The organism is Streptomyces sp. NPDC046215, assembly GCF_040646215.1.
Classification (GTDB): domain Bacteria; phylum Actinomycetota; class Actinomycetes; order Streptomycetales; family Streptomycetaceae; genus Streptomyces; species Streptomyces stramineus.
In genome coordinates, this window is sequence record NZ_JBEYZW010000095.1 from 1 (window position 1) to 26,131 (window position 26,131).

Annotated in this window: 16 protein-coding genes and 1 pseudogene; 8 read left to right on the forward strand and 9 right to left on the reverse strand. The window is 74.8% G+C overall.

All coding sequences use genetic code 11. The features are described 5' to 3' along the window. Positions 1-93: 93 nt before the first annotated feature. The 4 genes and pseudogenes from ABZ951_RS28805 to ABZ951_RS28820 all read right to left on the reverse strand — a co-directional run. A pseudogene (locus ABZ951_RS28805) lies at positions 94-387 on the reverse strand (hypothetical protein); the annotation flags it as partial. Further along, positions 384-746 (reverse strand): WhiB family transcriptional regulator, encoded by a 363-nt coding sequence (locus tag ABZ951_RS28810; protein ID WP_116213773.1) that lies wholly within the window; start codon positions 744-746, stop codon positions 384-386. The gene ABZ951_RS28810 and the pseudogene ABZ951_RS28805, both read right to left, overlap by 4 nt. Before the next feature lie 135 nt (positions 747-881). After that, positions 882-1,193 (reverse strand): hypothetical protein, encoded by a 312-nt coding sequence (locus tag ABZ951_RS28815; protein ID WP_344091677.1) that lies wholly within the window; start codon positions 1,191-1,193, stop codon positions 882-884. Between the two features lie 141 nt (positions 1,194-1,334). Next, positions 1,335-3,611, reverse strand: coding sequence for an ATP-dependent DNA helicase UvrD2 (locus ABZ951_RS28820; protein ID WP_344091721.1), 2,277 nt, complete (start codon positions 3,609-3,611; stop codon positions 1,335-1,337). Positions 3,612-3,709: 98 nt separating this feature from the next. Between ABZ951_RS28820 and ABZ951_RS28825 the strand changes: the two genes are divergently transcribed. Then, positions 3,710-3,967, forward strand: a complete 258-nt coding sequence (locus tag ABZ951_RS28825; RefSeq protein WP_344091679.1) for a mycoredoxin — start codon at positions 3,710-3,712, stop codon at positions 3,965-3,967. Positions 3,968-4,065: 98 nt separating this feature from the next. Here the strand turns inward: ABZ951_RS28825 and nudC are convergent, their stop codons facing one another. The 5 genes from nudC to ABZ951_RS28850 all read right to left on the reverse strand — a co-directional run bounded on the left by nudC (position 4,066) and on the right by ABZ951_RS28850 (position 15,250). Further along, complete coding sequence (gene nudC, locus ABZ951_RS28830) at positions 4,066-5,013, reverse strand: NAD(+) diphosphatase (protein WP_344091681.1); 948 nt, start codon at positions 5,011-5,013, stop codon at positions 4,066-4,068. Positions 5,014-5,065: 52 nt separating this feature from the next. Beyond that, entirely contained in the window at positions 5,066-6,466 is a 1,401-nt protein-coding gene (locus ABZ951_RS28835; RefSeq protein ID WP_344091683.1) for a dipeptidase, read from the reverse strand. Between the two features lie 47 nt (positions 6,467-6,513). Further along, positions 6,514-10,500, reverse strand: a complete 3,987-nt coding sequence (locus tag ABZ951_RS28840) for a UvrD-helicase domain-containing protein (RefSeq protein WP_344091685.1) — start codon at positions 10,498-10,500, stop codon at positions 6,514-6,516. A 50-nt stretch (positions 10,501-10,550) separates the two neighbouring features. Further along, on the reverse strand, positions 10,551-14,585 hold the full coding sequence (locus tag ABZ951_RS28845; protein ID WP_344091688.1) for a UvrD-helicase domain-containing protein: 4,035 nt from the start codon (positions 14,583-14,585) through the stop codon (positions 10,551-10,553). A 239-nt stretch (positions 14,586-14,824) separates the two neighbouring features. Then, complete coding sequence (locus ABZ951_RS28850; protein WP_344091725.1) at positions 14,825-15,250, reverse strand: MGMT family protein; 426 nt, start codon at positions 15,248-15,250, stop codon at positions 14,825-14,827. Between the two features lie 176 nt (positions 15,251-15,426). On the opposite strand from ABZ951_RS28850, the gene ABZ951_RS28855 reads away from it, so the two are divergent. From ABZ951_RS28855 to ABZ951_RS28885, 7 genes are all read left to right on the forward strand, one after another. Further along, a complete protein-coding gene (locus tag ABZ951_RS28855) occupies positions 15,427-18,198 on the forward strand; it encodes a lysylphosphatidylglycerol synthase transmembrane domain-containing protein (protein WP_344091691.1) in 2,772 nt (923 codons plus the stop codon). A gap of 92 nt (positions 18,199-18,290) precedes the next feature. Beyond that, positions 18,291-18,692 (forward strand): helix-turn-helix transcriptional regulator, encoded by a 402-nt coding sequence (locus tag ABZ951_RS28860; RefSeq protein ID WP_344091693.1) that lies wholly within the window; start codon positions 18,291-18,293, stop codon positions 18,690-18,692. 59 nt (positions 18,693-18,751) lie between these two features. Next, the gene (gene modA, locus ABZ951_RS28865) at positions 18,752-19,537 is read left to right on the forward strand and encodes a molybdate ABC transporter substrate-binding protein (RefSeq protein ID WP_344091695.1); all 786 of its coding nucleotides are present in this window, start codon (positions 18,752-18,754) and stop codon (positions 19,535-19,537) included. Continuing rightward, entirely contained in the window at positions 19,534-21,459 is a 1,926-nt protein-coding gene (locus ABZ951_RS28870) for an ABC transporter permease (RefSeq protein WP_361281047.1), read from the forward strand. Before modA ends, ABZ951_RS28870 begins: the two co-directional genes overlap by 4 nt. A gap of 166 nt (positions 21,460-21,625) precedes the next feature. Further along, positions 21,626-23,140 (forward strand): alpha/beta hydrolase, encoded by a 1,515-nt coding sequence (locus tag ABZ951_RS28875; protein WP_344091700.1) that lies wholly within the window; start codon positions 21,626-21,628, stop codon positions 23,138-23,140. A 110-nt stretch (positions 23,141-23,250) separates the two neighbouring features. Beyond that, complete coding sequence (locus ABZ951_RS28880) at positions 23,251-24,360, forward strand: hypothetical protein (RefSeq protein ID WP_344091703.1); 1,110 nt, start codon at positions 23,251-23,253, stop codon at positions 24,358-24,360. A gap of 53 nt (positions 24,361-24,413) precedes the next feature. Further along, the gene (locus ABZ951_RS28885) at positions 24,414-25,958 is read left to right on the forward strand and encodes an alpha/beta hydrolase (protein WP_344091706.1); all 1,545 of its coding nucleotides are present in this window, start codon (positions 24,414-24,416) and stop codon (positions 25,956-25,958) included. Positions 25,959-26,131: the final 173 nt, after the last annotated feature.

Consider the following 26,131-nt stretch of genomic DNA (forward strand, 5'->3'; position numbering starts at 1 on the left):
TCGGTCAGCTCCTCGATCGCGGGGCGCAGCCGTTCGACCATGCGCGCGGTGAACGCCTTGTTGACCAGGGTCCGCAGCCGGGTGTGGTCCGGCGGCGCGCAGCGAGGCGCGCTCCGCGCGCCGCTGCATCCGCCGGGCCGCGGCCAGCCGCACGGCCATGCGTTCGGACTCCGCCTCCCTCAGGCGATCGTGCATATGCGCACGTGCCAGAGCTTCTGGGATGAGTTGCATTTCGAGGTTCCTGTTCTGGCGCGAGGCGGTCGCGCTGGATGTGTCACGGGTGGGGGCTTCGGGGCCGAAGGGTTCGGCGGAGGGGCGGTGCATCGTCGGATCCTGCTTCTTGGGGTCGTGCGTCGTGGGGCGGTCGATGGTGCCGAAGACGTTCATGCGGCGACCGGGTTCTTGCGCGGGCGGCCACGGGGCCGCTTGCGGGCGACCACGACGCCCTGGACGAAGAGCTCGCCGCCCCAGACGCCCCACGGCTCACGGCGGTCCAGCGCGCCGGCCAGGCACGCCTCGCGCAGCGGGCAGGTCTGGCAGAGCGACTTGGCGTACTCCACGTCGGCCGGGGTCTCGGCGAAGAAGACCTCCGGGTCATAGCTGCGGCAGGGGACGGGGGTGCCCAGGTTCTCGATGGCGTCGTCGAGGTCGGTGAGGGCGGTCAGGGGGGTCAAGGAGTCCTCCGTGGGGACAGGCGGGGGGATCAGGTCGGTCGCTACTGACGGGGTGTGTGCCTTGAGTTGCACGGTTTCTTTCCTCGTCTGTTGTGCCGGCTTGTGGCCGGACTGGTTCCTCTCGCCCGGGCGAGAGGGCAAACAAAAGGGCCGCGGATCCCGGTGTGGGTTCCGCGGCCCTGGAAGGTGCCGACCTGATCATGCCGATCAGGCTGGATCTCTCCAGGGTTCGAGCCCACGGAAGGCCCACATCGTGTGGTGCTGCTGGTGCTGCGTGGATCCGGCGCCGTTGGTCGTCGCTTCACCGGCATAGGTCTGGCCCTGTGCCGCTGCTGCTGCCCTTACCGCGGACGCCTTGGTCGGTCGCTCATTGATCAGGACGGAACCGGTCCGGAACAGACCGGTGCCCTGGAACGAGAGCGACAGCGCTTCGGCGGACAGGCCGAGGGGACGAATGGCGACGACCGGGCGATCGGTCATTTTGTTGCTGTTCACATCGCAGTTCATGAAGCTGATCACTGGTCTCGCCTCCTCTCGGCGTCTTGGGGACCGGTGCAAACCGATCCGGGTCCGTTCAGTACAACACGGATCCATCGGCTCCCGGAAGAGCCGCTGTCTCCGTGGTCGGAAGGCTATGGGTATGCCGTCCGCGTGCGCAAACTATTTTTCCGGAGATTCTTCGGACGCGTCTTCCGGCGCGTCTTCCGACGTCAGCTCCCTGCCGGCGCAGAGGGCCAGGACATCCGCACCGTACTTCTGAAGCTTCCGTCCTCCTACCCCTGAGATGCACGAGAGCTCCGATTCGGTTCCCGGCGCCGCCTCGGCGATGGCGAGCAGCGTCTTGTCGGTGAAGACGCAGTAGGCGGGCTGGCCGAGCAGACCGGCCTGACCGGCGCGCCAGTCGCGCAGCCGCTCGTACAGCGCCTCGTCCAGCTCGGAGGGGCAGTCCTCGCAGCGCATCAGCTTGATCTCGCCCGCGTCCGTGAGCGTTTTGGCACAGACGCGGCACCGCGCGGGCCCACGGCGCTTACGGCCGCCGCCCGCGCCCCGCTCGACGCCGAACCCGCCGTCGCCTCCGGGGGCGGCGGCCGGGCGGGTGGCGGCGGAGCCGGGCCGCAGCCCGTTCAGGAAGCGGCTGGGCCGCCGCGAGGGGCGGCCGCCCGGGGCGCGCGACAGCGACCAGGACAGGGAGAGGTGGCGGCGGGCCCGCGTGACGCCCACATAGAGCAGCCGGCGCTCCTCCTCGATCTGCTCATCGGTCTTGGCATAAGTGATCGGGATCATGCCCTCGGTGAGACCGACCAGGAAGACGGCGTCCCATTCCAGACCCTTGGCCGCGTGAAGTGAGGCGAGAGTCACACCCTCCACCGTGGGGGCGTGCTGGGCGCTCGCCCGCTCGTCCAGCTCGGCGACGAGATCTCCGAGGGTGGCGTCGGGCCGGGCCCGGGCGAAGTCCTCCGCGAGCCGCACCAGGGCCGCGAGGGACTCCCAGCGGTCGCGGACCGCACCCGAGCCGGCGGGGGGCTCGGGCGTCCAGCCACGGGTGCCCAGGACGGCCCGCACCTGGGACGGCACGTCGTCGGCGTCGGCGAGCTGCGGGTCGGAGTGGCCTCCGGCGCGGGCGGCGCCGCGCAGCAGCAGCCCGGCCTCGCGCACCTCGGGGCGCTCGAAGAACCGCTCGGCCCCACGCAGCTGATAGGGCAGCCCCGCGTCCGCGAGGGCCTGTTCGTAGACCTCGGACTGGGCGTTGATGCGGTAGAGGATCGCGATGCCGCTGGCGGGCACCCCGGCGTCCATGAGCTCCCGGACGCGGCGGGCGATGCCCTCGGCCTCCGCGGGCTCGTCGGCGTACGCGGTGTAGCCGGGCTCGGGGCCCGCCTCCCGCTGGGAGACCAGCTCCAGGCGGTGCTCGGCGGCCCGGCCGCGGGCCTGGGAGAGCAGCCCGTTGGCGAGGCGGACGACCTGGGGGGTGGAGCGGTAGTCCCGGACGAGTCTGACGAGCGTGGCCCGGGGGTGGCGGTGGCGGAAGTTCAACAGGTGGTCGGGGGTGGCGCCGGTGAAGGAGTAGATGGTCTGGCTGGCGTCCCCGACCACGCAGAGGCTGTCGCGGTCGCCCAGCCACAGCTCCAGGAGCCGCTGCTGGAGGGGGCTGACGTCCTGGTACTCGTCCACGACGAAGTGCTGGTACTGCCGGCGGACCGTCTCGGCGATGTCGTGGCGGTCCTGGAGGACGCCGACCGTGAGCAGCAGGACGTCCTCGAAATCGATCACTCCGCGGTCGCGCTTGAGCTGCTCGTACGTCCCGTAGATCCGGGCGATCTCGGCGGGGTCGCGGGGGGCCTCGCGGCCGGCTTTGGCGGCGGCGGGGGCGTAGTCCTCGGGGACGGTCTGGGTGACCTTGGACCATTCGATCTCGCCCGTGACGTCCCGCAGCTCGTTGCGGTCGAGCCGGACGCGGCAGCGGGCCGCGGCCTCGGCGACCAGCTGGACCTTCCGCTCGACCAGGCGCGGCACGTCACCGCCGACGGCCTTGGGCCAGAAGTACTGGAGCTGGCGCAGCGCGGCCGAGTGGAACGTGCGGGCCTGGACGCCGCCCGCGCCGAGCTGGCGCAGTCGGCCGCGCATCTCGCCGGCGGCGCGGTTGGTGAAGGTGACGGCGAGCACGCTGGAGGGCTGGAGCATGCCGGACCGCACGCCGTAGGCGATGCGGTGGGTGATCGCGCGGGTCTTGCCCGTACCGGCTCCGGCCAGCACGCACACCGGTCCGTCGAGGGCCGTGGCCACCTCGCGCTGCTCGGGGTCGAGCCCTTCGAGCACCGCGTCGGCAGAGTCCGGGACCTGCGGGAAGAGGGAGGAGTGCGTTGCTGCTGTCACCCCGCCATGCTGCCAGGTCGGCGGGGGCGACCGGGAACGCTGTCCACAGGCGGGCCCGGCCAGTAGTACTAATGCGGGGAATGGCTGCGGATAGGTGCGTGTTCTATCACTGCCGTAACACCCACGACCGAGACACCGGAACCGAAGGAGCACGAGGACGCATGTCGGGCACCGTGACGATGTACAGCACCACCTGGTGCGGCTACTGCCGCCGGCTCAAGAGCCAGCTGGACCGCGAGGGAATCGCCTACAACGAGATCAACATCGAGCACGACGCCGACTCGGCGGCCTTCGTGGAGAAGGCGAACGACGGCAACCAGACCGTTCCGACGGTCCTGGTGACGCCGGTGAGCGGTGGCGCGGCGGTCACGATGACCAACCCGTCGCTGGCGCAGGTCAAGCAGGCTCTCGCTTCCTGACCCGCCTCCTGACCGGCTTCTCGCCCCGGCCTCCCGGCAGCGGGAGGCACTCGGCCGGGGGTCACCGTCTCGGCTGAGGCGGTGACCCGGCCTCCGGCTCAGACGCGGCTCGGGCCCTGCGGCAGCGGCTCGCCGTACCAGAGTTCGAGCAGGCGGGCCGCGATCGAGATGCCCGTGGGGGGCAGGACCTCCCCGGACGCGAACGCCGCCCGCAGATCCGCCCGTGAGAACCAGCGGGCCTCGTGGATCTCCTCGCCGTCCACCTGGATGTCGCGGGACGTGGCCCGCGCCATGAAGCCCAGCATCAGGCTGGAGGGGAAGGGCCAGGGCTGGCTGGCGACGTACTCCACGTCACCGACCGTCACGCCCGCCTCCTCGGCGACCTCGCGCCGCACGGCCTGCTCGATGGACTCGCCCGGCTCGACGAAGCCCGCGAGCGTCGAGAAGCGGCCCTCCGGCCAGTGCACCTGGCGGCCCAGCAGCGCCCGGTCCTCCTCGTCCGTGACCAGCATGATCACGGCCGGGTCGGTCCGGGGGTAGTGCTCGGCGCCGCACGCCTGGCAGCGGCGGATGTGCCCCGCGGCCGCCACGACCGTGCGCTCACCGCAGCGCGAGCAGAAGCGGTGCAGCCGCTGCCAGTTCTCCAGGGCCACCGCGTGCACCAGCAGCCCGGCGTCGCGCGGCGACAGCAGCAGCCCCGCCTCGCGCAGCCCCGCCGGGCGCGCCGACTGGTCCATCCGGCCGGGCAGCGCGTCCTTCTGGAGGGCGAAGTAGGCGATGCCCTCCTCGTCCTGTCCCAGGAAGTAGCGGTGCGTCTCGGTCACGGGCGCGTCGAACGCGGGGGTCATGACCAGCTCGGTGCGGCCGTCGGGGGTGTCGTCGACCAGCACCTGCCCGCCGGAGACCACGAACACCCGCGTGGAGGGGTGGCTCCACGCGGCGGCGAGCCACGCCTCGTCCAAGCGGTGGTGCGCGGCACGGTCGATGCCGCTGTCGCCGCTGAGCGTGATGGGCCGGGCGGCGGCGAGATCGGTCCAGGTGGTCACGGCTGCTTCCAACTCCCCCTGTGAATGGTGGTGGTACGTGCGGGGCCGGGGCTCAGCGGACGCGCCCGTGCCCGGCGAGGTCGGCCCACAGATGGGCGGCGGTCTCGACGCCCTTCATGAGGAGGTCCAGTTCGACCTTCTCGTTCGGCGCGTGCCAGCCGTCCGAGGGCACCGAGATGCCCAGGAACAGCACGGGCACGCCGAGCACGTCCTGCAGGTCGGCGGCCGGGCCCGAGCCGCCCTCCCGCGTGTAGCGGACCTGCTGCCCGAAGGCCCGCTCCATGGCCCGCGTGACCGACTGGAGGTAGGGGTGGTCGAGCGGCGTCAGGCAGGGCCGGGTCGCGCCCCAGAAGGTGATCTCGTGGCGGATGCCGTCGGGGAGGCGCTCGGCGACCCACTGGCGCACGGCCTGCTGCACCCGCTCGGCGTCCTGTCCGGCGACCAGCCGGAAGGAGAGCTTCAGCTGGGCGGTGGACGGGACGATCGTCTTGCCGCCGGGGCCCTGGTAGCCGCCGCCGAGGCCGTTGACCTCGGCGGTGGGCCGGGCCCAGATCCGCTCCAGGGTGGTGTGGCCGGCCTCGCCGCGCGCGGCGTGGGAGTGGGCGGTGCCCAGCCACCGCTTCTCGTCGAAGGGCAGCTCGGCGAAGAGCTCACGCTCGCGGTCGGTCAGCTCCACGACGCCGTCGTAGAAGCCCGGGATCGCGACCCGGAGCTCCTCGTCGTGCAGCGCGGCGGCCAGCCGGGCGGCCTCCAGGGCGGGGTTGGGCACCGCGCCGCCGAACGAGCCGGAGTGGATGTCCTGGTCCGGCCCGTAGAGGTCGATCTGGCAGTCGGTGAGGCCGCGCATGCCGGTGCAGACGGTCGGGGTGTCCTCCGACCACATGCCGGTGTCGGAGACGATCACCGTGTCGCAGGCGAGGCGGTCGGCGTGGGCCCGGACGAGGTCGGGGAAGTGCACCGAGCCGGACTCCTCCTCGCCCTCGACCAGCAGCTTGAGGTTGACCGCGGGGGCCGTGCGGCCGGTCGCGGCGAGGTGGGCGCGGACGCCCAGGGTGTGGAAGAAGACCTGTCCCTTGTCGTCCGCGGCACCGCGGGCGTAGAGCTTCCCGTCCTTGACGACGGGCTCGAAGGGCTCGGTGTGCCAGCCGTCCTCGCGGGCGGCGGGCTGGACGTCGTGGTGGCCGTAGACCAGGACCGTGGGGGCGTTCTCGTCACCCGAGGGCCACTCGGCGAACACCGCCGGGGCGCCGTCGGTCTCCCAGACCTCCGCCGTGGGAAAGCCCGTCTCGATGAGCTTCGCGGCCAGCCACTCGGCGCTGCGGCGCACCTCGGGGGCGCGCTCCGGGTCGGCCGACACCGAGGGGATGCGGAGCCATTCGACGAGATCGTCGAGAAACGCGGCGCGGTGGCCCTCGATAAACGCGCGGACGGCGCTGTCCGGTGTGTCGCTCATGGCATCGAGCCTAACCGGCCACGCGGAGTGACCATGACCGGGCGCCCTCACGCGCGCTCCCCGAGCAGGAGCCTTTCGAGTCCTTCGCGGTCGGGCAGGCCGGCCGGGCGCACGGTCTCGGCATCGCGTATGTAGACGAACGCGGCGGTGACGGCGGACAGCGGCAGGCCGTGCTGCTCGGCCCAGGCGACGCGGTAGATCGCGAGCTGGAGGGGGTCCGCGTCGTGGGTGCGGCTCGTCTTCCAGTCGACGATCTCGTAGGTGTCGCCGTGGGGGCCGCGCTCGCGGTAGACCGCGTCAATCCGGCCGCGGATCACTCGGCCCGAGAGGGTGAGCTGGAAGGGCGCCTCCACGCGGTACGGGGTGCGGCGGGCGTAGGGGGTGCGCTCGAATGCCTCCTTGAGCGCGGCGAGGTCCCGCTCGTCGGCGATCTCGGGTGCGTCCTCCTCGTCGGCCGCCCCGCCCGGCAGCTCGTCGGGGCCGAACATCGGCAGGGGCAGGGGCTCGAAGCGGGACTCGATCCAGGCGTGGAGGCGGGTGCCGCGGCGGGCCGCGGGCTGCGGCGGGCGGGGCATGGGGCGGGCCAGCTCGCGCGCGAACCCCTCGGGGTCGGCGGCGAGCCGCATCAGCTGCGAGGCGCTCATCGACGACGGCAGGACCACCTCGCGCACGCTCGCGCGGGCGCGCCGCAGCTCACCGGCGAGCGCGTCGAGGTCGCGGTCCCAGGAGCCGACGAGGCGCGCCTCCTCGGGCAGGAGCCGGGGCCCTGTGGGCGGCTCGGGCCACTCCTCGCCGGGCCCCGGGTGCGGCTGGCCTGCGACGGCCTCACCGGACCGGACAGGGTGCCGGTGCGCGTGCCCCGCGGGCCACTCCCCCGGCTCCTCACCGGGCGAGGCGGGATACGGGTGCCCGGCGGGAACCACCGGCTCCTCGGCGGGGGAGATGGCGTGCTGGTGCCCGGCGGGGGCCCCGGGGACAGCAGGAAAGGCGCCGCCGGGGGCATGTGGGTGCTCGCGTCCGGGGGCGGCCGGGTCCGGTGCCTGCCGGGGTGCGGGCACCGGGGGGTGCACGGCGTCGCCGGAGCAGGCCGGTCCGGGCTCGTCAGGGCGCGCGGGAGCCTCGAAGGGACCGTCAAGGCGATCGGCCGAGGGCTCGGGGAACCCTGCCGGGCCGGCACCCGGCAGGTGCGCGGGGTCGTCCGCCCCGCTGCCGGGATGCCCGTCCGCGACGGGCTCCACCGGCTCGGGCCCGTGCGGGCCGCCGTCAGGGTGCCCGGGCCGGGGCCCTGAGGGCTGGACGTGCCCGTCGGGGCGGACCGCGGCTCCGTCGGCGGGGTGGGGGCGCTGTTCCACCGGCCGGGGCGCCGACGGGGCGTCCGGCGTGTGCGGGCGCGTGGTCAGGAGGCCGTCCCAGTCCACCGGCTCATCGTCCTCCGGCGGCGGGGGCAGCTCCTCCTCGTCCTCCGCTTCCTCCTCGGGCGGGGGCCGGTCCGGGTCGTGGGCGGGCTCCGGGGCGGGGGCCGGACGGTCGAGGTGGGCCAGGACCGCGTCCGCGGCGGCGCGACGGCGGGCCAGGGACGCCGGGTCCAGCGGCAGGGGCCAGGACCGGTCGGTGGCCGACTCCTCCAGGGCGGGGTTCTCGGCGCCCTCCTCCGGCGCGTCGGCCCACGCCTCGACCTCCCCGTGGCCCGCCTCGCAGTGCTCGCGCAGGGCTTCGAGGAAGACGGACGGGCCGCGGGGCTTCTTCTGGCTGGGCCCCCACCAGTGGCCGGAGCCCAGGAGCAGGGACCGGGGGCGGGTGAAGGTGACGTACCCCAGGCGGAGCTCTTCGATCCGCTGGTGTTCCTTCATGGCGGCCTTGAAGGCGGCCATGCCCTTGGCGTCCCACGCCTCTACGTCGGGGAGGGTGTCCGTGTCGCCCCGGAGGGCGTGCGGCAGCACCTTCGCCTGGGCCGTCCAGGACTCGCGCGCCTGCTCGCTGGGAAACGTCTTGGTGACGAGGCCGGGGACGGCCACGACGTCCCACTCCAGGCCCTTGGACTTGTGCGCGGTGAGGATCTTCACGGTGTTCTCCCCGCCGGGGAGGGAGCTGTCGAGCCCCTTCTCGTACTGGGCGGCGGTGCGCAGGAAGCCGAGGAAGGCGAGCAGCGTGGCCTCGCCGTCGACGGCGGCGAAGCCCGCGGCGATGTCCAGGAAGCGGGAGAGCGTCTCCCGGCGGCGGGCGGCCAGGGCGTGCGGCGAGGCCGAGAGCTCGATCTCCAGACCCGTGGTGGCGAGCACCCGGTGGAGGACGTCCATCAGGGGGTCGGCCAGGGAGCGCCGCAGGTCGCGCAGTTCCGCCGCGAGGCGGGCGAAGCGGACGCGGGCCTCGGCGGAGAAGGGCAGCCCGTCGTCCGGGGCGCCGCCCGGCCTGGTGGGGCCCGCCGGGGTCAGGAAGGTGTCGAGGGCGTCGGCGAGGGAGACGACCTCGGAGGGGTCGGTGCCTTCGACGGCCTCGGCGAGCCGGCGCTCGGGGTCCGTGCCGGTGCCCCCGTAGGGCACGAGGGTGCGGGCGCGGCGGCCCAGCAGGGCGAGGTCACGGGGGCCGATGCGCCAGCGGGGGCCGATCAGGAGACGGACGAGCGCGGCGTTGGCGGTGGGGTCCTGGAGGACCTCGCAGACGGCGACGAGGTCGGCGACCTCCGGCAGGTGCAGCAGCCCGGACAGGCCGACGACCTCGACGGGGACGTCCCGCTCGACGAGCGCGCCCTGGATCTGCGCGAAGTCGGCGGCCGTGCGGCACAGCACGGCGATGTCCCCGGGGCGGGTGCCCGTGCGCACCAGGTGGGCGAGGGAGCCCGCGAGCCAGTCGAGCTCCTCCGCGTGGGTGGGCAGGAGGGCGCAGCGCACCACGCCGTCCCGCTCGGCGCCGGGGGCGGGGCGCAGGGCTTCGACGCCCTCGTGGCGCTCGCGCAGCTCGCCCGCCAGGCCGTTGGCCAGGCCGAGGAGACGGCCGCCGCTGCGGCGGTTCTCGCTGAGGGAGAACCGCTGGGCGGGGCGGCCGTCGGCGTGGGGGAAGTGCAGCGGGAAGTCGTCCAGGTTGGCCACGGAGGCGCCGCGCCAGCCGTAGATGGCCTGGCAGGGGTCGCCGACGGCGGTGACGGCGTGGCCGGTGCCGCCGCCGAAGAGGCCGGAGAGCAGCAGCCGCTGGGCGACGGAGGTGTCCTGGTACTCGTCGAGGAGGACGACGGCGAACTGCTCGCGCATGATCCGCCCCACCTCCGGGCGGGTGCGGGCCAGCTCGGCGCACAGGGCGATCTGGTCGCCGAAGTCCAGCAGATCGCGGCGGCGCTTCTCCTCGCGGTACGCGCCGACGAGCTCCAGGAGCTCGCGGCGGGCGCGGGCGGCCTCGGGGGCCTTGCGCAGGTCGGGGTTGGAGAGCTTGGCGCCCTCCAGGGCGGCGAGCAGCTCGGTGTCGTACGCGCGGAGCCTCTCCGGTGGCACGAGGTGCTCGGAGAGCTCGCCGTCGAGGGCGAGGAGATCGGAGACGAGGTCGCCGAAGGAGCGGGTGAGCGCCGGGTAGGGGCCCGGGGAGGTGCGCAGGACGCGGGCGGCGAGCTGGAAGCGGGTGGCGTCGGCGAGCAGGCTGGAGCCGGGCTCCAGGCCGATGCGCAGCCCGTGCTCCTTCAGGAGCCGGCCGGCGAAGGCGTGGTAGGTGGAGATCTGCGGGTCCCCGGGGGCCTGGTCGGGGTCGGCGGGAACGGCGGGGTCGGGGTCGGTGACGCCCGCCTCGACGAGTGCCTTGCGGACGCGCTCGGCCAGCTCGCCGGCGGCCTTGTTGGTGAAGGTGAGACCGAGGACCTGCTCGGGGGCGACCTGACCGGTGCCGACCAGCCAGACGACGCGCGCCGCCATGACGGTCGTCTTGCCCGACCCGGCGCCGGCCACGATGACCTGCGGGGCCGGCGGCGCGGTGATGCAGGCCGTCTGCTCCGGGGTGAAGGGGATGCCGAGGAGCTCCTTGAGCTGCTCGGGATCGGTCAGGCGCGGGGTCACGGCATCCACGCTAACGGGACCCTGTGACAATGCCGCCGGGCCGGGCGGCGTCACTCCACGACCTGCCGTCCCTCGGGCCGGGCGGTGCACGAGGCGCGGAAGGAGCAGTGCTGGCAGTGCCGACCGGGGCGGGGGGCGAACCGCTCCTCCAGGACCCGGCCGGCCGCCTCGGCGAGCAGCCCGCCGATCCACTCCCCCTCCCCCTCGCTCAGGGGCTCCTGGGCCTGCACCTTGGGAAGGGTGTCTCCGCCGTCCTTCTTCGCCGCGCCCTGCCGGAGCTGGACGAGCTCGGCGCCGCCCGCGCGGGGCCGTGTCCCGCCGAAGAGGCCGTCGACAGCGCCCTCCTCGACCGCCCGCTGGTAGACGGCGAGCTGGGGGTGGCGGGCGACGTCGCGGGCGGAGACCGGGCCTTTGCCGGTCTTGAAGTCGACGACGTAGGCGTGGCCGTCGGCGTCGGCCTCCACGCGGTCCATGGAGCCGCGGACGCGCACCTGATAGCCGTCGTCGGTCTTCAGGACGACGTCGAAGGCGTGCTCGGTGGCGACCGGGGTCCGGCCGCCGCGCTCCATCACGTGCCAGCGCAGGAAGCGTTCCAGGGCCGCCCGGGCGTTCTCCTTCTCCTGCGCCGACTTCCAGGGGGCGTCGAAGCCGATGGCGTCCCAGACGGAGTCGAGGCGTTCCATGAGGACGGCGAGGTCGGCCGGGGTGCGGCCGGAGGCGACCTCGTCGGCGAGGACGTGCACGACGTTGCCGAAGCCCTGGGCGGCGGTCGGCGGGGCGTCCGCCTTCACCTCCCGGCCGAGGAACCACTGCAGCGAGCAGGTGTTGGCGAGCTGGTCCAGGGCCGAGCCGGACAGGGCGACGGGCCGGTCCCGCTCGCGCAGGGGCACCTCGCTGTGCGTCGGCTCGTGCAGGCCCCACCAGCGGTAGGGGTGGGCTGCCGGGACGAGCGGCTGTCCCTCGTCGTCGCGCAGGGCCGCGAGCCGGGCGAGCCGCTCGGCGGCCGCGGCCCGCAGGGCGGCCGAGGCGGCCGGGTCGACGGTGGTGGCGCGCAGTTCGGCGACGAGCGCGGCGACGGCCAGGGGGCGGCGCGGGCGCTGCGTGACGTCGACGGGTTCGGTGCCCAGCTCGGCGAGGAACCGGGACGGCTGGTCGCCGTCCTCGGCGGCCGCCTTGACGGCGGTGACGACCAGGCGCTCGGCGGCGCGCGTGGCCGCCACGTAGAACAGGCGGCGCTCCTCGGCGAGCAGGGCGCCGGGGCTGAGGGGTTCGGCGAGGCCGTCGCGGCCGATGCGGTCGGCCTCCAGGAGGGAGCCGCGGCGGCGCAGGTCGGGCCAGAGGCCCTCCTGGACGCCGGCGACGACGACGAGCCGCCACTCCAGGCCCTTGGAGCGGTGGGCGGTCATCAGCCGTACGGCGTCGGGGCGCACGGCCCGGCGGGTGAGGGTGTCGGCCGCTATGTCCTGGGCCTCCAGCTCGTCCAGGAAGTTCAGGGCGCCGCGGCCGCCGGTGCGCTCCTCGGCGCGCGCGGCGGTCTCGAAGAGGGCGCACACCGCGTCGAGGTCCCGGTCGGCGTTGCGGCCGCCGGCGCCGCCGCGGCGGGCGGCGCGCTCCAGCCGCTGGGGCCAGGGGGTGCCGTTCCACAGCTCCCAGAGGGCCTCTTCGGCGGTGGCGCCGTTCGCGAGCAGGGCGCGCGTGGTGCGGAGCAGCGCGCCGAGGCGCTGAGCGCCCCGCGCGTAGGAGGCGTCGTGCGCCGCCAGGCGCTCGGGCTCGGCGAGCGCTTCGGCGATGAGCTCGTCCGAGGGCCTCGGTACGGGGTGGCCTGCGGCCCGCTCCTCGTCCCGGAGGGCCCGGCCGAGCCGGCGGAGGTCGGCGGAGTCCATGCCGCCGAGGGGCGAGGTGAGGAGGGCGAGCGCGGTCTCCGCGTCCAGCCAGGGCGCTCGCGCCGGCGGTGCGGGGTGGGGGTGGCCCGGGTCGGTGGCTTCGGCGGCCGGCCGGGTGCTGCCGCCGGCGGGGGCCTGAGCCTCATCCGTCCGTCCGGCGCCGCTGGGCGCGGAAGACCGCACCTCGGCGCTCGCCGCACCGAGCGTCCACGCGACACCCTGCCGCGTGGGCGCCGCACCCGGACCGGTGATCTCGACGGCCGGATCGGCGCCGCTGCCCGCGGAAGACCCGGCGGGCGGGCCCGCCGCACCGGCTCGCCCCGCGACGCCCCCCGGGGCCGACGCCTCACCCGAACCGGTGACGGCGACCGGCCCGGCGCTGCCGACCGCGGGGACTTCCGCCCCGGCCTCGTCCACCTGACCGGCGCTGTCGCCCGCCGGGGCCTGAGCCTCGTCCGCCTGCCCGGCACTGCTGCGCGCGGAGCACTCCGCGACACCCTCCGCCGCCGACGCCTCACCCGAACCGGTGACCACGACAACCTCGCCGACCTCGTCAGCCTCATCGACCCCGTCGGCAGCCGTCTCCGCGGCGAGCCGTCTCTCGGCCGCGCGCGGTGCCCGGTCCTGGCCGGGTCCGGCCGCGCTGCCGGCGTCGCCGGCCGCACGCACGCCGGTCACGGCGGCCTGCGCGCCCTCCGGAGGATGCGCGGAAGCGCCCGCCGGGCCGGCCCCGAGTCGCTCCTCCTCGGGCGGGAGATCCGGCGCGAGATCGCCCGCCCTCGGCGCGGGCGCGCCGGCCCCCGTCGACTCCGCCACCGCGCGCAGGGCCGTCAGCAAAGGGCCCACCGCGGGTTCATGACGCAGCGGGATGTCGTCGCCGTCCACCTCCACGGGGACGCCCGCCGACGTGAGGGCCCGGCGCAGGCCCGGTATCGAGCGGGAGCCCGCGCGGACCAGCACGGCCATCTCCTGCCAGGGGACGCCGTCCTCCAGGTGCGCGCGGCGCAGGATGTCGGCGATGTTGTCGACCTCGGAGCCCGCCGTGGGATAGGTGTACGCCTCGACGCGGCCCCCGTCGCGGACGGCGGCGAGGTCCCGGTGCGCCTGTACCGCGCGGGCCGGGAGGCGGGTCAGGGGCATCCGGCGGGTGAGCAGCCGGGTGGCCGCGAGCAGGCCCGCGGCGGAGCGGCGCGAGGTGGTCAGGACCTCGACGGGGGCCGCGGAGCCGTCGCGGCGCGGGAAGGCGTCGGGGAAGTCGAGGATGCCGTTGATGTCGGCGCCCCGGAAGGCGTAGATCGACTGGTCGGGGTCGCCGAAGGCGACCAGCGTGCGGCCGCCGCCCGCGAGCGCGCGCAGCAGCCGCACCTGGGCCGCGTCGGTGTCCTGGTACTCGTCGACGAAGACGGCGTCGTACCGCCCGGCCAGGTCCGTGCCGACCTCCGGGCGCTCGGCGAGCAGCACCGCCCGGTGGACGAGTTCGGCGTAGTCGAGCACGCCGCGGGCGTCGAGGACGTCGAGGTACTCGGCGAGGAAGTCCGCGGCGGCGGCCCAGTCGGGCCGCCCGGTGCGGGCGGCGAAGGCGCCGAGCGAGGCGGGGCCGAGGCCCAGCTCGCGGCTGCGGGCGAGGACCGCGCGCACCTCGTCGGCGAAGCCGCGGGTGGTCAGGCAGGCGCGCAGTTCGTCGGGCCAGCGCACCGCGCCGCGCCCCTCCCGCTCCAGGCCGGCCTGGCCTGCGAGGAGCTCGCGCACGACGGCGTCCTGCTCGGGGCCGGACAGCAGCCGCAGCGGGTCGACGAACAGGTCGGCGTCCTGGTGGGCGCGGACGAGGGCGTAGCAGTACGAGTGGAAGGTCGTGGCCTGAGGGCCCTGGGCGGCGCCGCCTAGCCGGGCGGCCATCCGGTCGCGGAGTTCGACGGCCGCCTTGCGGCTGAAGGTCAGGACGAGGATCCGCTCGGGGGCGGTGCCCTGCCGCACCCGCCGGGCGACCGCTTCCACCAGGGTCGTGGTCTTGCCCGTGCCCGGTCCGGCCAGGACCAGCAGCGGGCCTTCCCCGTGGTCAACCACGGCGCGCTGGCGTGCGTCCAGCCCAGGAGGGGCCGTGGGGCCCGGCCGGGTGCGCACGAGGCGGTAGGCGCCCGGGGAGGGCTGCGGCGCCTGGCCGTGCGCCGTGCCGGTCGCGGCGGTGGAAAGGGAGGAACTCACGTGGGTTGCCGGTCCTGGTGGGGGTGCGGGAAGTCGTGCGGCGGTACGGCCCGGTGGCTCGGACGCGCCGGGCGGGGGGCCTGGGGGTGACGGCGGGTCCCGACGCTACGCCAGTGAGCCCGTGGGGCGCAGGGTGTCCCGGTGGCCGGCGCACGCCGTCGGCGGTCTCACCCGTTCGGGTAAGTCCTTGGGCGCACTGGGCGGGGGGTGGCCGGGCCGCCCCCGGGCGGCGGATGCTGTCAGGTGTGAGGAGTCACACCGGCGGGGCCGCTGCCGGAGGCGTCACCCGGATCTCCGCCGGGGGTGCCGTCCCAGCGGGCCCGTGCCATGGCGAGGCGGGGCAGGTGCCCTCCGGCGGAGCGGGTGGCCTCCCGCAGCGGGGTGCCCTCCTCGCGGTAGTGGCCGAGGGCGCGCAGCTCGTGGCCGGGCAGCAGGGCGCCGTCCGAGCGGACCACGCGCCACCACGGGGCCAGGCCGCCGTAGAGGGCCATGACCCGGCCCACCTGCCGGGGCCCGCCCTCGCCCAGCCACTCGGCGACGTCCCCGTAGGTCATCACCCGGCCGGGCGGGATCAGCTCGGCGACGGCCAGCACCCGCTCCGCGTACTCGGGCAGCTCGGCGACCGGTCCGCGGCCTTCCCGCACGTCCTCGCTCACCCGCCCCATCCTGCCGTACCCCGCCGACAGCGCCCGGGCCCCGGCCCGTGGCATCCTCTTCCCAAGATCACCCAGAGTGCGTATCCGCACTACACGGCGTACGATCCGGAGTCCGCGCCCCCGAAATGCACCCTGATGCCCCCTCGCCCGGTGGGGCCATGCCACCATCTTCCGGGCGGTGACTGGTGATACGAGACCAAGAAGAGAAGACGGAGCGGCAGCAGGGCGCAGGGCCTCGGGAAGAGGCCGGCGCTCCCGAAGCGCTGCCCGGCTCCGGCGACCGGCGGGCCGGCGGGCCCCGGTCCGGTGACGGCGACGGCGGCGACGGGCCGTCCCGTGCCGCCTACCCGTGCGCGGACGGCGAGGCCCACATCGACCAGGTGTCCGGTGACGAGCCGCTGCTGCCCGCCCGGGTGCACCGCCCGGCCGACCTCGTCCGGCTGTTCCTCGGCATCGTCGGCATCGCCGTCGTGCTCGCCCTCGCGGCCTTCGCCCACGGCACGACGTCCGGCCTGGAGAAGGACATCAGCGACAGCACCGGCCGGGCGCCGGAGCTGCTGGCGAACTTCGCGGGCCTCGCGGCCAACATCGCGATCTTCATCGTGCCGGTGGCGTTCGCCATCGAGCGGCTCATCAAGCGGGACGGGCTGCGCATCGCCGACGGCGTGCTCGCCGCCGTGCTCGCGCACGGCGTGTCCCTCGCGACGGACCTGTGGGTGGCCCAGACGGCCCCCGCGTCGATCCGTGAGGCGCTGACCCAGCCCGCGCCCACCGGCGGCTTCACCGACCCCGTACACGGCTATCTGGCCCCCGTGATCGCCTACATGACGGCCGTGGGGATGTCCCGGCGGCCGCGCTGGCGGGTCGCGATGTGGGCGGTGCTGCTGCTGGACGCCTTCGCCGTGCTGGTCAACGGGTACACCACACCGTTCTCGATCGTCACGACCGTGCTGATCGGCTGGACCGTCGCCTACGGCACGCTCTACGCGGTCGGCTCCCCGAACGTCCGGCCCACCGGCCGACACCTCCTGGCGGGGCTGCGGCGCGTCGGCTTCAAGCCGGTCACCGCGCTGCGCGCCGAGGACAGCGCCGACGCCGAGCCCTCCCCGCACCACGACCGGGGCCGCCGCTACATCGTCACCCTGGAGGACGGGCCGCCGCTCGACGTCACCGTCGTCGACCGGGAGCAGCAGGCGCAAGGGTTCTTCTACCGCGTATGGCAGCGCCTGGCGCTGCGCGGCATCACCCAGCGCCGCAGCCTCCAGTCGCTGCGCCAGGCCCTCGAACAGGAGGCGCTGCTCGCCTACGCGGCCATCGCCGCCGGCGCCAACGCCCCCAAGCTCATCGCCACCTCCGAGCTGGGCCCGGACGCCGTCATGCTCGTCTACGAGCACATCGGCGGCCGCACCCTGGGCGCCGTGCCCACCGAGGAGATCACCGACGAGCTGCTGGCGGGCGCCTGGCGGCAGGTGCAGGCGCTGCAGTCGCGCCGGATCGCCCACCGCAGGCTCGACGGCGACGCCCTTCTGGTGGATCGTTCCGGCAACGTCGTCCTGACGGACCTGCGCGGCGGCGAGATCGCGGCGGGCGACCTGGTGCTGCGCATGGACGTGGCCCAGCTGCTCGTCACCCTCGGGCTGCGCGTGGGGGCCGAGCGGGCGGTGGCCACGGGCGTGGAGGTCCTCGGCCCGGACGCCGTCGCGGACAGCCTCCCGCTGCTCCAGCCGCTGGCGCTCACCCGCGTCAGCCGGGGGACGCTGCGGCAGCTGGCCCGCGAGCGGTCCCAGCGCGAGCGCGAGACGGTGCTGGAGGCGGCGCGCGCGGCGAAGGAGGCCAAGGAGGAGCAGGCGGCCGAAGAAGGCGCCGAGGTGCCGCCCGCGGAGGACCGCAAGGCGCTCAAGGCCGAGCGGCAGGCCGAGAAGAAGGCCATCGACGAGGCGCTGGAAGAGGCCCGCGAGGAGGATCTGCTGTCGCAGATCCGCCAGCAGGTCCTCCTGATCCGGCCGCAGGCGCCGATAGAGCCCGTGCGGCTGGAGCGGATCAAGCCCCGGACGCTGATCAGCTTCGTGGCGGGCGCGTTCGCGGCGTACTTCCTGCTGTCCCAGCTCACGCACGTGAAGTTCGGCGATCTCGTCGACAAGGCCAACTGGGCGTGGGTGGCGGTCGCGGTGGCCTTCCAGGCGCTGACGTACGTCGCCGCCGCGATGAGCCTGCTGGGCTTCGTCCCGGAGAAGGTGACGTTCGGGCGGACGGTCCTGGCGCAGGTCGCCGGCTCGTTCGTGAAGCTCGTCGCCCCGGCGGCGGTCGGCGGCGTGGCGCTCAACACGCGCTTCCTGCAGCGTGCGGGGGTCCGGCCGGGCCTGGCGGTGGCGAGCGTGGGCGCGTCCCAGCTCTTCGGCCTGGCCTGTCACATCCTGCTGCTGCTGTCGTTCGGCTATGTGACCGGCACCGAGCGCAGCTCGTCCATCGGCCCGTCGCGGACGGTCATCGGCGGGCTGCTGACGGCGGCGGTGCTCGTGCTGGTCGTGGCGGCCATTCCGGTGCTGCGGAAGTTCGTCTCGACGCGGGTGCGGTCGCTGTTCGCGGGCGTCGTGCCGCGCATGCTGGACGTGCTCCAGCGGCCGCAGAAGCTGTGCGCGGGCATCGGCGGGATGCTGCTGCTGACGGCGGCGAACGTGATGTGTCTCGACGCCTCGATCCGCGCCTTCGGCGGAGAGCTGAGCTACGCGAGCATCGCGGTGGTGTTCCTGACGGCCAACGCGCTGGGGTCGGCGGCGCCGACGCCGGGCGGCGTGGGTGCGGTCGAGTTCGCCCTGACCGGTGCGCTGACGTTCGCCGGGCTGCCGGCGGAGCAGGCGGCCCCCGCGGTGCTGCTGTTCCGTCTGATGACGCTGTGGCTGCCGGTGCTGCCGGGGTGGATCTCCTTCACCCACCTGACCCGCAAGGGCGCGATCTGACGCCCCGGACAAGCGGGGCACAAGCCGCATCTGCCGGTCCATTGCCGGATTCACCTTGCATATGCGCGCTCGTCAGCCATAACGTGCCGCACATGCGGTCCTACACCATCGGGCGGGCGGCCCGGCTCCTCGGCGTCAGCTCCGACACCGTCCGCCGCTGGGCGGACGCGGGGCGGATACCCACCCACCGGGACGAGGCGGGCAAGCGGATCATCGAAGGCGCCGACCTGGCGGTGTTCTCCGTGGCGCTCGCCGCCGAGGCGCACGGCCCCGAGGACGAGGAGTCGGCGTACACCACGGCCCGCAACGCCTTCCCCGGCATCATCACCGCCGTCAAGCTCGGTGACATCGCCGCCCAGGTCGAGGTCCAGGCCGGGCCGCACCGGCTCGTCTCGCTTCTGACAAGAGAGGCCGTCGAAGAACTGGGACTGGCCGTCGGCATGGAAGCGGTGGCCCGGGTGAAGGCCACCAACGTGCACATCGACCGCGTCTGACCCCGTTGGTCAATTTTGATCAGTGGGCCCACCCGGACCACCCGGCACCTGGAGAACCGATGCACCGCACGCCCGTACGCCGCGCCGTTCCGCCGGTCCTGGCGGCCGCCCTGCTCCTCCCGCTCCTCGCGGCCTGCGGTGGCAAGGACGACGGCGGGGGCCCGGCCGACGCCAAGCAGTCGACGACCCTGACCGTGCTCGCCGCGGCGTCCCTGACGGACGTCTTCAAGCAGGCGGGCGCGGTCTACGAGAAGGAGCACCCGGGCACCAAGGTGACGTTCTCCTTCGCCGGGTCGCAGGAGCTCGCCGCCCAGGTCCGCCAGGGCGCCCCGGCCGACGCGCTCGTCACCGCCGACACCACGACCATGGACGGCCTGAAGGCGGAGACGGACACCCCGGCGGTCATCGCGAAGAACCGCCTCACCATCGCGACCGCCAAGGACAACCCCAAGGGCGTCAAGGGCCTGGCCGACCTCGCCAGGAAGGACCTGAAGGTCGTCCTGGCGGCGCCCGAGGTGCCGGTGGGCCGCTACAGCAAGAAGGTGCTGGACCAGCAGCACGTCACGGTCAAGCCGGTCTCCCAGGAGCCCAGTGTCCGCGCCGTCCTCGGCAAGGTCTCGCTCGGCGAGGCCGACGCCGGGATCGTCTACCTGACGGACGCCGCTTCCGCGCGGGGCAAGGTCGCCACCGTCACCGTCCCCGACGCGCAGAACGCCGTCGCCTCCTACCCCGCCGCGACCCTCAAGGGCTCCCAGCACACCAGGGAGGCCGGCGAGTTCGTGAAGTGGCTCCGCTCGGACGCCGCCCAGCGGCTGCTGCGCGCGGCGGGCTTCCAGCAGCCGTGACGGCCGGCCGGGCGCGCCGGGGGCGCACGCCCCTGGCGCTCGGGCTGCCCGCCGGGCTGGCGGTGGCCTTCCTGCTCCTCCCGCTGGCCGGCATCCTCGCCCGCACGCCGTGGGCCGCCTTCCCCTCGCGCATCACCTCGCCGGAGGTCACCGAGGCGCTCGGCCTGTCCCTCCTCGTCTCCGGCTGGGCGCTGCTGTTCTCCCTGCTGCTCGGCGTCCCGCTCGCCTGGCTGCTCGCCCGCGCGGAGTTCCGCGGCAAGGCCCTGGTGCGCTGCCTGGTGATGCTGCCGATGGTGCTGCCGCCGACGGTCGCGGGGGTCGCGCTGCTGCAGGGGTACGGGCGGCGGGGCCTTCTCGGCCCCTGGCTGGAGTCGTCGTTCGGCGTCACCCTGCCGTTCTCGACGGCCGGTGCGGTGACGGCGTCGGCGTTCGTGTCGATGCCCTTCCTCGTGATCAGCCTCGAAGGGGCGCTGGCGGGGCTCCACCCCCGCTACGAGGAGACGGCGACCTCCCTGGGGTCGACCCCCCTGCGCGTCTTCCGCACGATCACGCTGCCCATGGTGGCGCCCGGCCTGATCGCCGGTGCGGCGCTGTGCTGGGCGCGCGCCCTGGGCGAGTTCGGGGCGACGATCACGTTCGCGGGCAACCTGCCGGGCACCACCCAGACCCTGCCGCTCCAGGTCTACCTGCTCCTCCAGGACGACCCCGAGGGCGCGACGGCGGTATCGCTGCTCCTGCTGGCCATCGCCACGGCGGTACTTCTGGCGCTCCGGGGGCGCTGGCTCGGCCCCCGGGCCGAGCCGGCGGCCCCGCCGCCGGACGCGGCCGCCCCGCCGCCGGAGGCCGGCACGCGGGACGGTCCGCCCCTCGTCCCCGCGGGGCCGGCGCACCCGCTGCGCGTCACCGTCACCGGTGCCACCCGGGCCGCGCTCGACGTGCCGGCCGGCACGACCGTCGCCGTCGTCGGCCCCAACGGCGCCGGCAAGACCACGCTCCTGCGCGCCCTCCTGGGCCTGACGGAACGCGCCACCGCCGGCCCGCTGACCCTCGGCGGCACGGAGGTCTCCGGCCTCCCGCCCCACCGCAGGCGGATCGCCTGGGTCCCGCAGGACGGCGCGCTCTTCCCGCACCTCAGCGTGCTCGCCAACACCGCCTACGGGCTGCGCGCCCAGGGCGTCCCCAAGGGCGAGGCGCACCGCGCGGCCCGGCAGTGGCTGGACCGGCTGGGCGTCGGCGAGCTGGCGGCCCGCCGGCCCGGCCGGCTCAGCGGCGGGCAGGCCCAGCGCGTGGCGCTGGCACGCGCCCTCGCCGCCCGCCCCCGGCTCCTCCTGCTGGACGAACCGCTGGCCGCCCTCGACCAGTCCACGCGCGCGCATGTGCGGCACACCCTGCGCGCCCATCTCGCGGCCTTCCCCGGCGTCTGCCTGATCGTCACCCACGACCCGGTGGAGGCGGTCTCCCTGGCCGATCGCGTCCTGGTCCTGGAGGACGGCCGGACCGCCCAGTACGCGACGCCCGCCGAGCTGACGCGCCACCCCCGCTCCCCCTGGGTGGCCCGCATGCTCGGCCGCAACGCCTGGCACGGGAAGACGACGGCGTGCGGCACCCTGCGGCTCGACGGCGGCGCCGGCCTGGTGGCCGCGGAACCGCTGCCCGGGGAGGCCACCGCGGGACTGGCCGTCGTGGGCCCCGAAGCGGTCTCCCTGCACACCGCCCGGCCCGGGGGCAGCCCCCGGAACGTCTGGCGGGGCACGGTCCGTGAAATCACCGCGCAGGGCGGCCGGATGCGGGTCCTGGTGGGCGGCGAGCCGGACGTGGTCGCCGAGATCACCCCGTCGGCCGCCGCGGAGCTGGCTCTGGCGGAGGGCACCCCGGTATGGGTGAGCGTCAAGGCGACCGAGGTCACGTTCGTTCCGCTGTGATCCCGGCGGCCGGCCGGGCGCCCCCGGCGCATAACCCGTACGCCCCACCCTGCGCGCGCCCCCGCACCCCCGCCCGGAAGATGGCAGTCAGCCCCTTCGCGCCGCGCCCCGTTCCGCGCGGTTCCGCCGTGCGGTCCTGTCAGCCGCCGACCCCGGGAGTGCCACCGTGTCCAGATCCCTGCGGGCCGGGGGCCTGCTCTCCGCCGCGCTGCTGACCGCCACGGCCGCCGGCTGCGGCGGGGCCGGTGACGCCCGGGCGGGTGCGGAGACCCCCGCCCGCCAGACGCTGACCTGGAAGACCTGCCCGGCGCCCACCGAGCGTCAGAGCGGCGGGGCGGGCCAGGCCCCCGGGAGCGACTGGGAGTGCTCGACCCTGCGCGCCCCGCTCGACTACGCCCACCCCGAGGGCGGCACCGTCGACCTCGCCCTGATCCGCGCCCGGGCCACCGACCGGGCCCGCCGCATCGGCTCGCTGGTCTTCAACTTCGGCGGCCCCGGCGGCTCCGGCGTCACCACGCTCCCGGCCTTCGCCGACGACTACAAGAAGCTGCGCACCCGCTACGACCTGGTCAGCTTCGACCCCCGGGGCGTCGGCCGCAGCAGCGGCGTCACCTGCCTGAGCGACAAGGAACTCGACGCCTACTACGCGGCCGACGGCGTCCCCGACACCAAGGAGGAGGAAAAGGACCTGGTGGCGCGGGTCGCGAAGTACGCCGCCGGGTGCCGGAAGAACTCAGGCCAAATCCTCCCGCACGTCGGAACGGAGAACGCGGCGCGCGACATGGACTTGATGCGCCACGTCCTGGGCGACGACAAGATGCACTACTTCGGCGTCTCCTACGGCACGGAACTGGGCGGCGTCTACGCCCACTTGTTCCCCCGGAGGGTCGGCCGCGCCGTCTTCGACGGCGTCGTGGACCCGACCGGCGACCCCGTGCAGGGCGCGCTCGGCCAGGCGAAGGGCTTCCAGCTCGCACTGGGCAACTACATGGACGCCTGCGTCAAGACGTCCGACAACTGCCCCACCGAGCAGCAGATCGGCGAGCTGCTGAAGAACCTGGACAAGCAGCCCGTGCCCGCCGCCGGGGGCCGCGAGCTGACCCGGTCGCTCGCCACCGGCGGCATCGCCCAGTCGCTCTACTCGAAGGACTTCTGGGACTACCTCACCGAGGGCATCGAGGACGCCGAGAACGGTGACGGCCGGCTGCTGCTGTCCCTCGCCGACTCCATGAACGGCCGCGGGCAGGACGGCCGTTACAGCTCCCTTCAGTCCTCCCTCAACGCCATCACCTGCGCCGACTTCACCCAGCGCTACACGGCGGACGAGATCGGGAAAAAGGTGCCGGAGTTCCGCAAGGCGTCCCCCGTCTTCGGGGACTTCATGGCCTGGAGCCTGACGCAGTGCACCGGCTGGCCGGTCAAGGGCGCCTGGCAGACCCCGGACGTCCGCGCCGCGGGATCCGCGCCGATCGTCGTCATCGGCAACACCGGTGACCCGGCGACCCCTTACGAGGGGGCGCACCGGATGGCGCAGGAGCTGGGCGCCGGGGTCGGGGTGGAGCTGACGTACCGGGGCCAGGGACACGGGGCCTACGACAGCGGCAACCCGTGTGTCAAGGACGCGGTGGACGCCTACCTCTTGGACGGTACAGTGCCTCAAGCCGGTAAGATCTGCTCATAGCACACATAGCACATATCACCGGTGGCGCGAAGCGCACGGATCGAATGTCAGTGGCTCGCACTACGATCGCCCGCACAGCAGTTCCGTGACGGACGGTCGGGGGGCACCAGGTGTCGTACAGCACGCCGGACACCACCGCACGCGGCGAGCGCAAGGCGCGGCTGCTCACCGGGGCCCTGGCCGTCACGGCGCTGGTCGCCGCCGTGGTCGCGCTCTGGCAGACGCAGTCCACCCCGCTCGCCGGCCGTACGTACTGCTGGGGCGCCTGGCCCGAGCGGGCCGAGCCGTTCCGCCGCGGCGACCACCACCGCACGTCCGACGAGAGTGCCCCCACCCCCGAACGCCCCAGCGGGCACTGCCTTCTGCGGTGGCGCGGCGGCCGGGGCGCCGGCGCGTACGAGCAGGAGGTCGAGGTGCGGCTGGGCACGGGCCCGCTCGACGCCGGGCCGCGGCGCGGCTGGCTCAGCGGGCTGCTGGTGGGCGGCGACACCGCCCTGCCCGGCCGGCTGCCCGGCTTCACGGCGGCCGGCTCCGGCACCCTGGTCCTGCCGGAGTCCTGCGACGTGGCCGGCCGGCCGTCCGTCGTGACGCTGACCAGCTCCTTCACGCTCGCGGGCGGCGAGCGCGGCCGCAGCGGCTTCTCGGCCGGCTACTCCCCCCGGGAGACGGGCGAGTTGCTCGTCCGGGTCGCCGACCGCGCCGCCAGGGCCGCCCACTGCACGCCCACCCCGCGGCCGAACGTGCTCCCCCCGCCGTCGGAGACCCGCGAGCGCGCGGCCCACGCCGCCCCGACGAACTCCGTACGAGTGAAACCCGGTGCCCGAACCGGCCGGTGCGCCATCCCCGGCCTCGGAGCGGGCACGGACGAGCGGCTCACGGACACCGTGGGGAGCGTCCGCGACGACTTCCAGACGTGCGCCGTCGCCCGGGACGGCCGGCCCGCCGCCCGGTTCACGATGATCGGCAGGCCCCGGCTCGCCGCCCTCTTCGACGGCCTCACCGGCAACAGCCCGCCCGCGCCCGGCTGGCGGGCCCACGGCCGCATCGACGCCACGGGCGCCCTCATACGCGCCGACTGCGGCGGCCGCGTCACCGTCTTCGCCATGAGCACCGGCCCCGGCCGCACCCACACCCGGCTGGACGACCCGCGCCGGTCGTTCCCCGCCTTCGTGGACGCGGTGGGCGAGCGGATAGGGTGCGCGCCCCTGCGCGCCCGCTGAACGCCCCGACAGCCACGGCGACGGCGGCCCCTTCCGTCCGTATGGTCGGGGGAATGAGTCCCCTACGGCTACGGCCACGGACCACCGCCCTCGTCTCGGCCGCTCTCGCCGCCGCGCTCGCCACCGGCGGGTGCGGCGGCGATCCGGACACCGCGGACGACACGAGCGGCCCGGCCGCCACCGGACACGGCACCGCCTTGCGCTGGTCGGCGTGTCCGGCGCCCACGACAGCGCAGGGAGGTGACGGCAAGGCCCCGGGCCGGGCATGGGAGTGCGCCCGGCTGCCCGTGCCCCTCGACCACTCCCGGCCCGAAGGAGAGAAGATCGACCTCGCGCTGATCCGTTCCACGGCGCGGGACAGGAGCCGCCGCATCGGCTCCCTGGTCTTCAACTTCGGCGGCCCCGGGGACGCGGGGGTCGCCTCACTGCCCTTGGTGGCCGACAAGTACCGGAAGCTTGGCGCCCGTTACGACCTGGTGAGCTTCGACCCGCGCGGGGTCGGCGAGAGCGCGGGCGTGCGGTGCCGCGGCGACCGGGAGACGGACGCCGCCGCGGAGATCGACGCCACGCCCGACGACGAGACCGAGGTCCGGGCGACCCTGGCGGTGAACAAGGCGTACGTGGAGGCGTGCCGCCGCAACGCGGCCAAGGTGCTGCCCCACGTGGACACGTTGAGCGCCGCCCGGGACCTGGACCGGCTGCGCGCCGCGCTGGGCGACGACAAGCTGCGCTTCTTCGGCGCCTCCTACGGCACCGAACTGGGCGGCGTCTACGCCCACTTGTTCCCGGGGAAGGTGGGCCGGGCGGTGCTCGACGCCGCCGTCGACCCCGAGCAGGACCCGGCACAGGCCGGCCTCGACCAGGCCAGGGGGTTCCAGCTCGCGCTCGGCAACTACCTCAAGGACTGCGCGGCCTCCGGCCCGGCCGGCTCCTGTCCGACCCAGGACCGGATCCTCGCCCTGCTGAAGAAGCTCGACGCGAACCCCCTCCCCACCAGCCAGGGCCGCAAGCTCACCCAGGACCAGGCCGTCGTCGGCATCGCGACGACCCTCTACTCCAAGGACACCTGGAAATATCTGACCGCCGGCCTCCGGGAGGCCATGGAGCAGGGCACCGGCAACACCCTCCTGCTGCTCTACGACGACATGAACGGCCGCAGGCCCGACGGCACGTACACCAGCCTCCAGCCGTCCAACAAGGCCATCTCCTGCGCCGACGCCGAGCAGCGCTACACCGTGGACGACGTGCGCGAGCGGCTGCCGGAGTACCGCGAGGCGTCCCCGGTCTTCGGCGAGTACGCCGCCTGGTCCCTCCTGAGCTGCACCGGCTGGCCCGTCAAGGGCAAGTGGAAGAACCCCGACGTCAGCGCGAAGGGTGCGGCCCCCCTCCTCGTCATCGGCAACACCGGCGACCCGGCCACCCCGTACGCAGGTGCGCGGCGGCTGGCGAAGGAGCTCGGGGACGGCGTCGGCGTCGAGGTGACGTACCGGGGCGAGGGGCACGGCGCGTACCTCAGCGGCAACGCGTGCGTGGTGCGCGCAGTCGACGGCTACCTGCTGGACGGGAAGGTGCCGCGGGGTGGTACGACCTGCTCGTAGCCGACCGTTGCCGCCTGCGGCGGCGAGCGCCTTGCGGGCGCGTCCTCAAGCGCCGGACGGGCTGGTTTCAGCCCGTCCGGCGCTTGAGGACACAGCACAGCAGCCCGTCCGGCGCTTGAGGACACAGCCCCGCAGCGGGGGTGCCCCCCCACGGCCCCCACCCGAAGACCCGC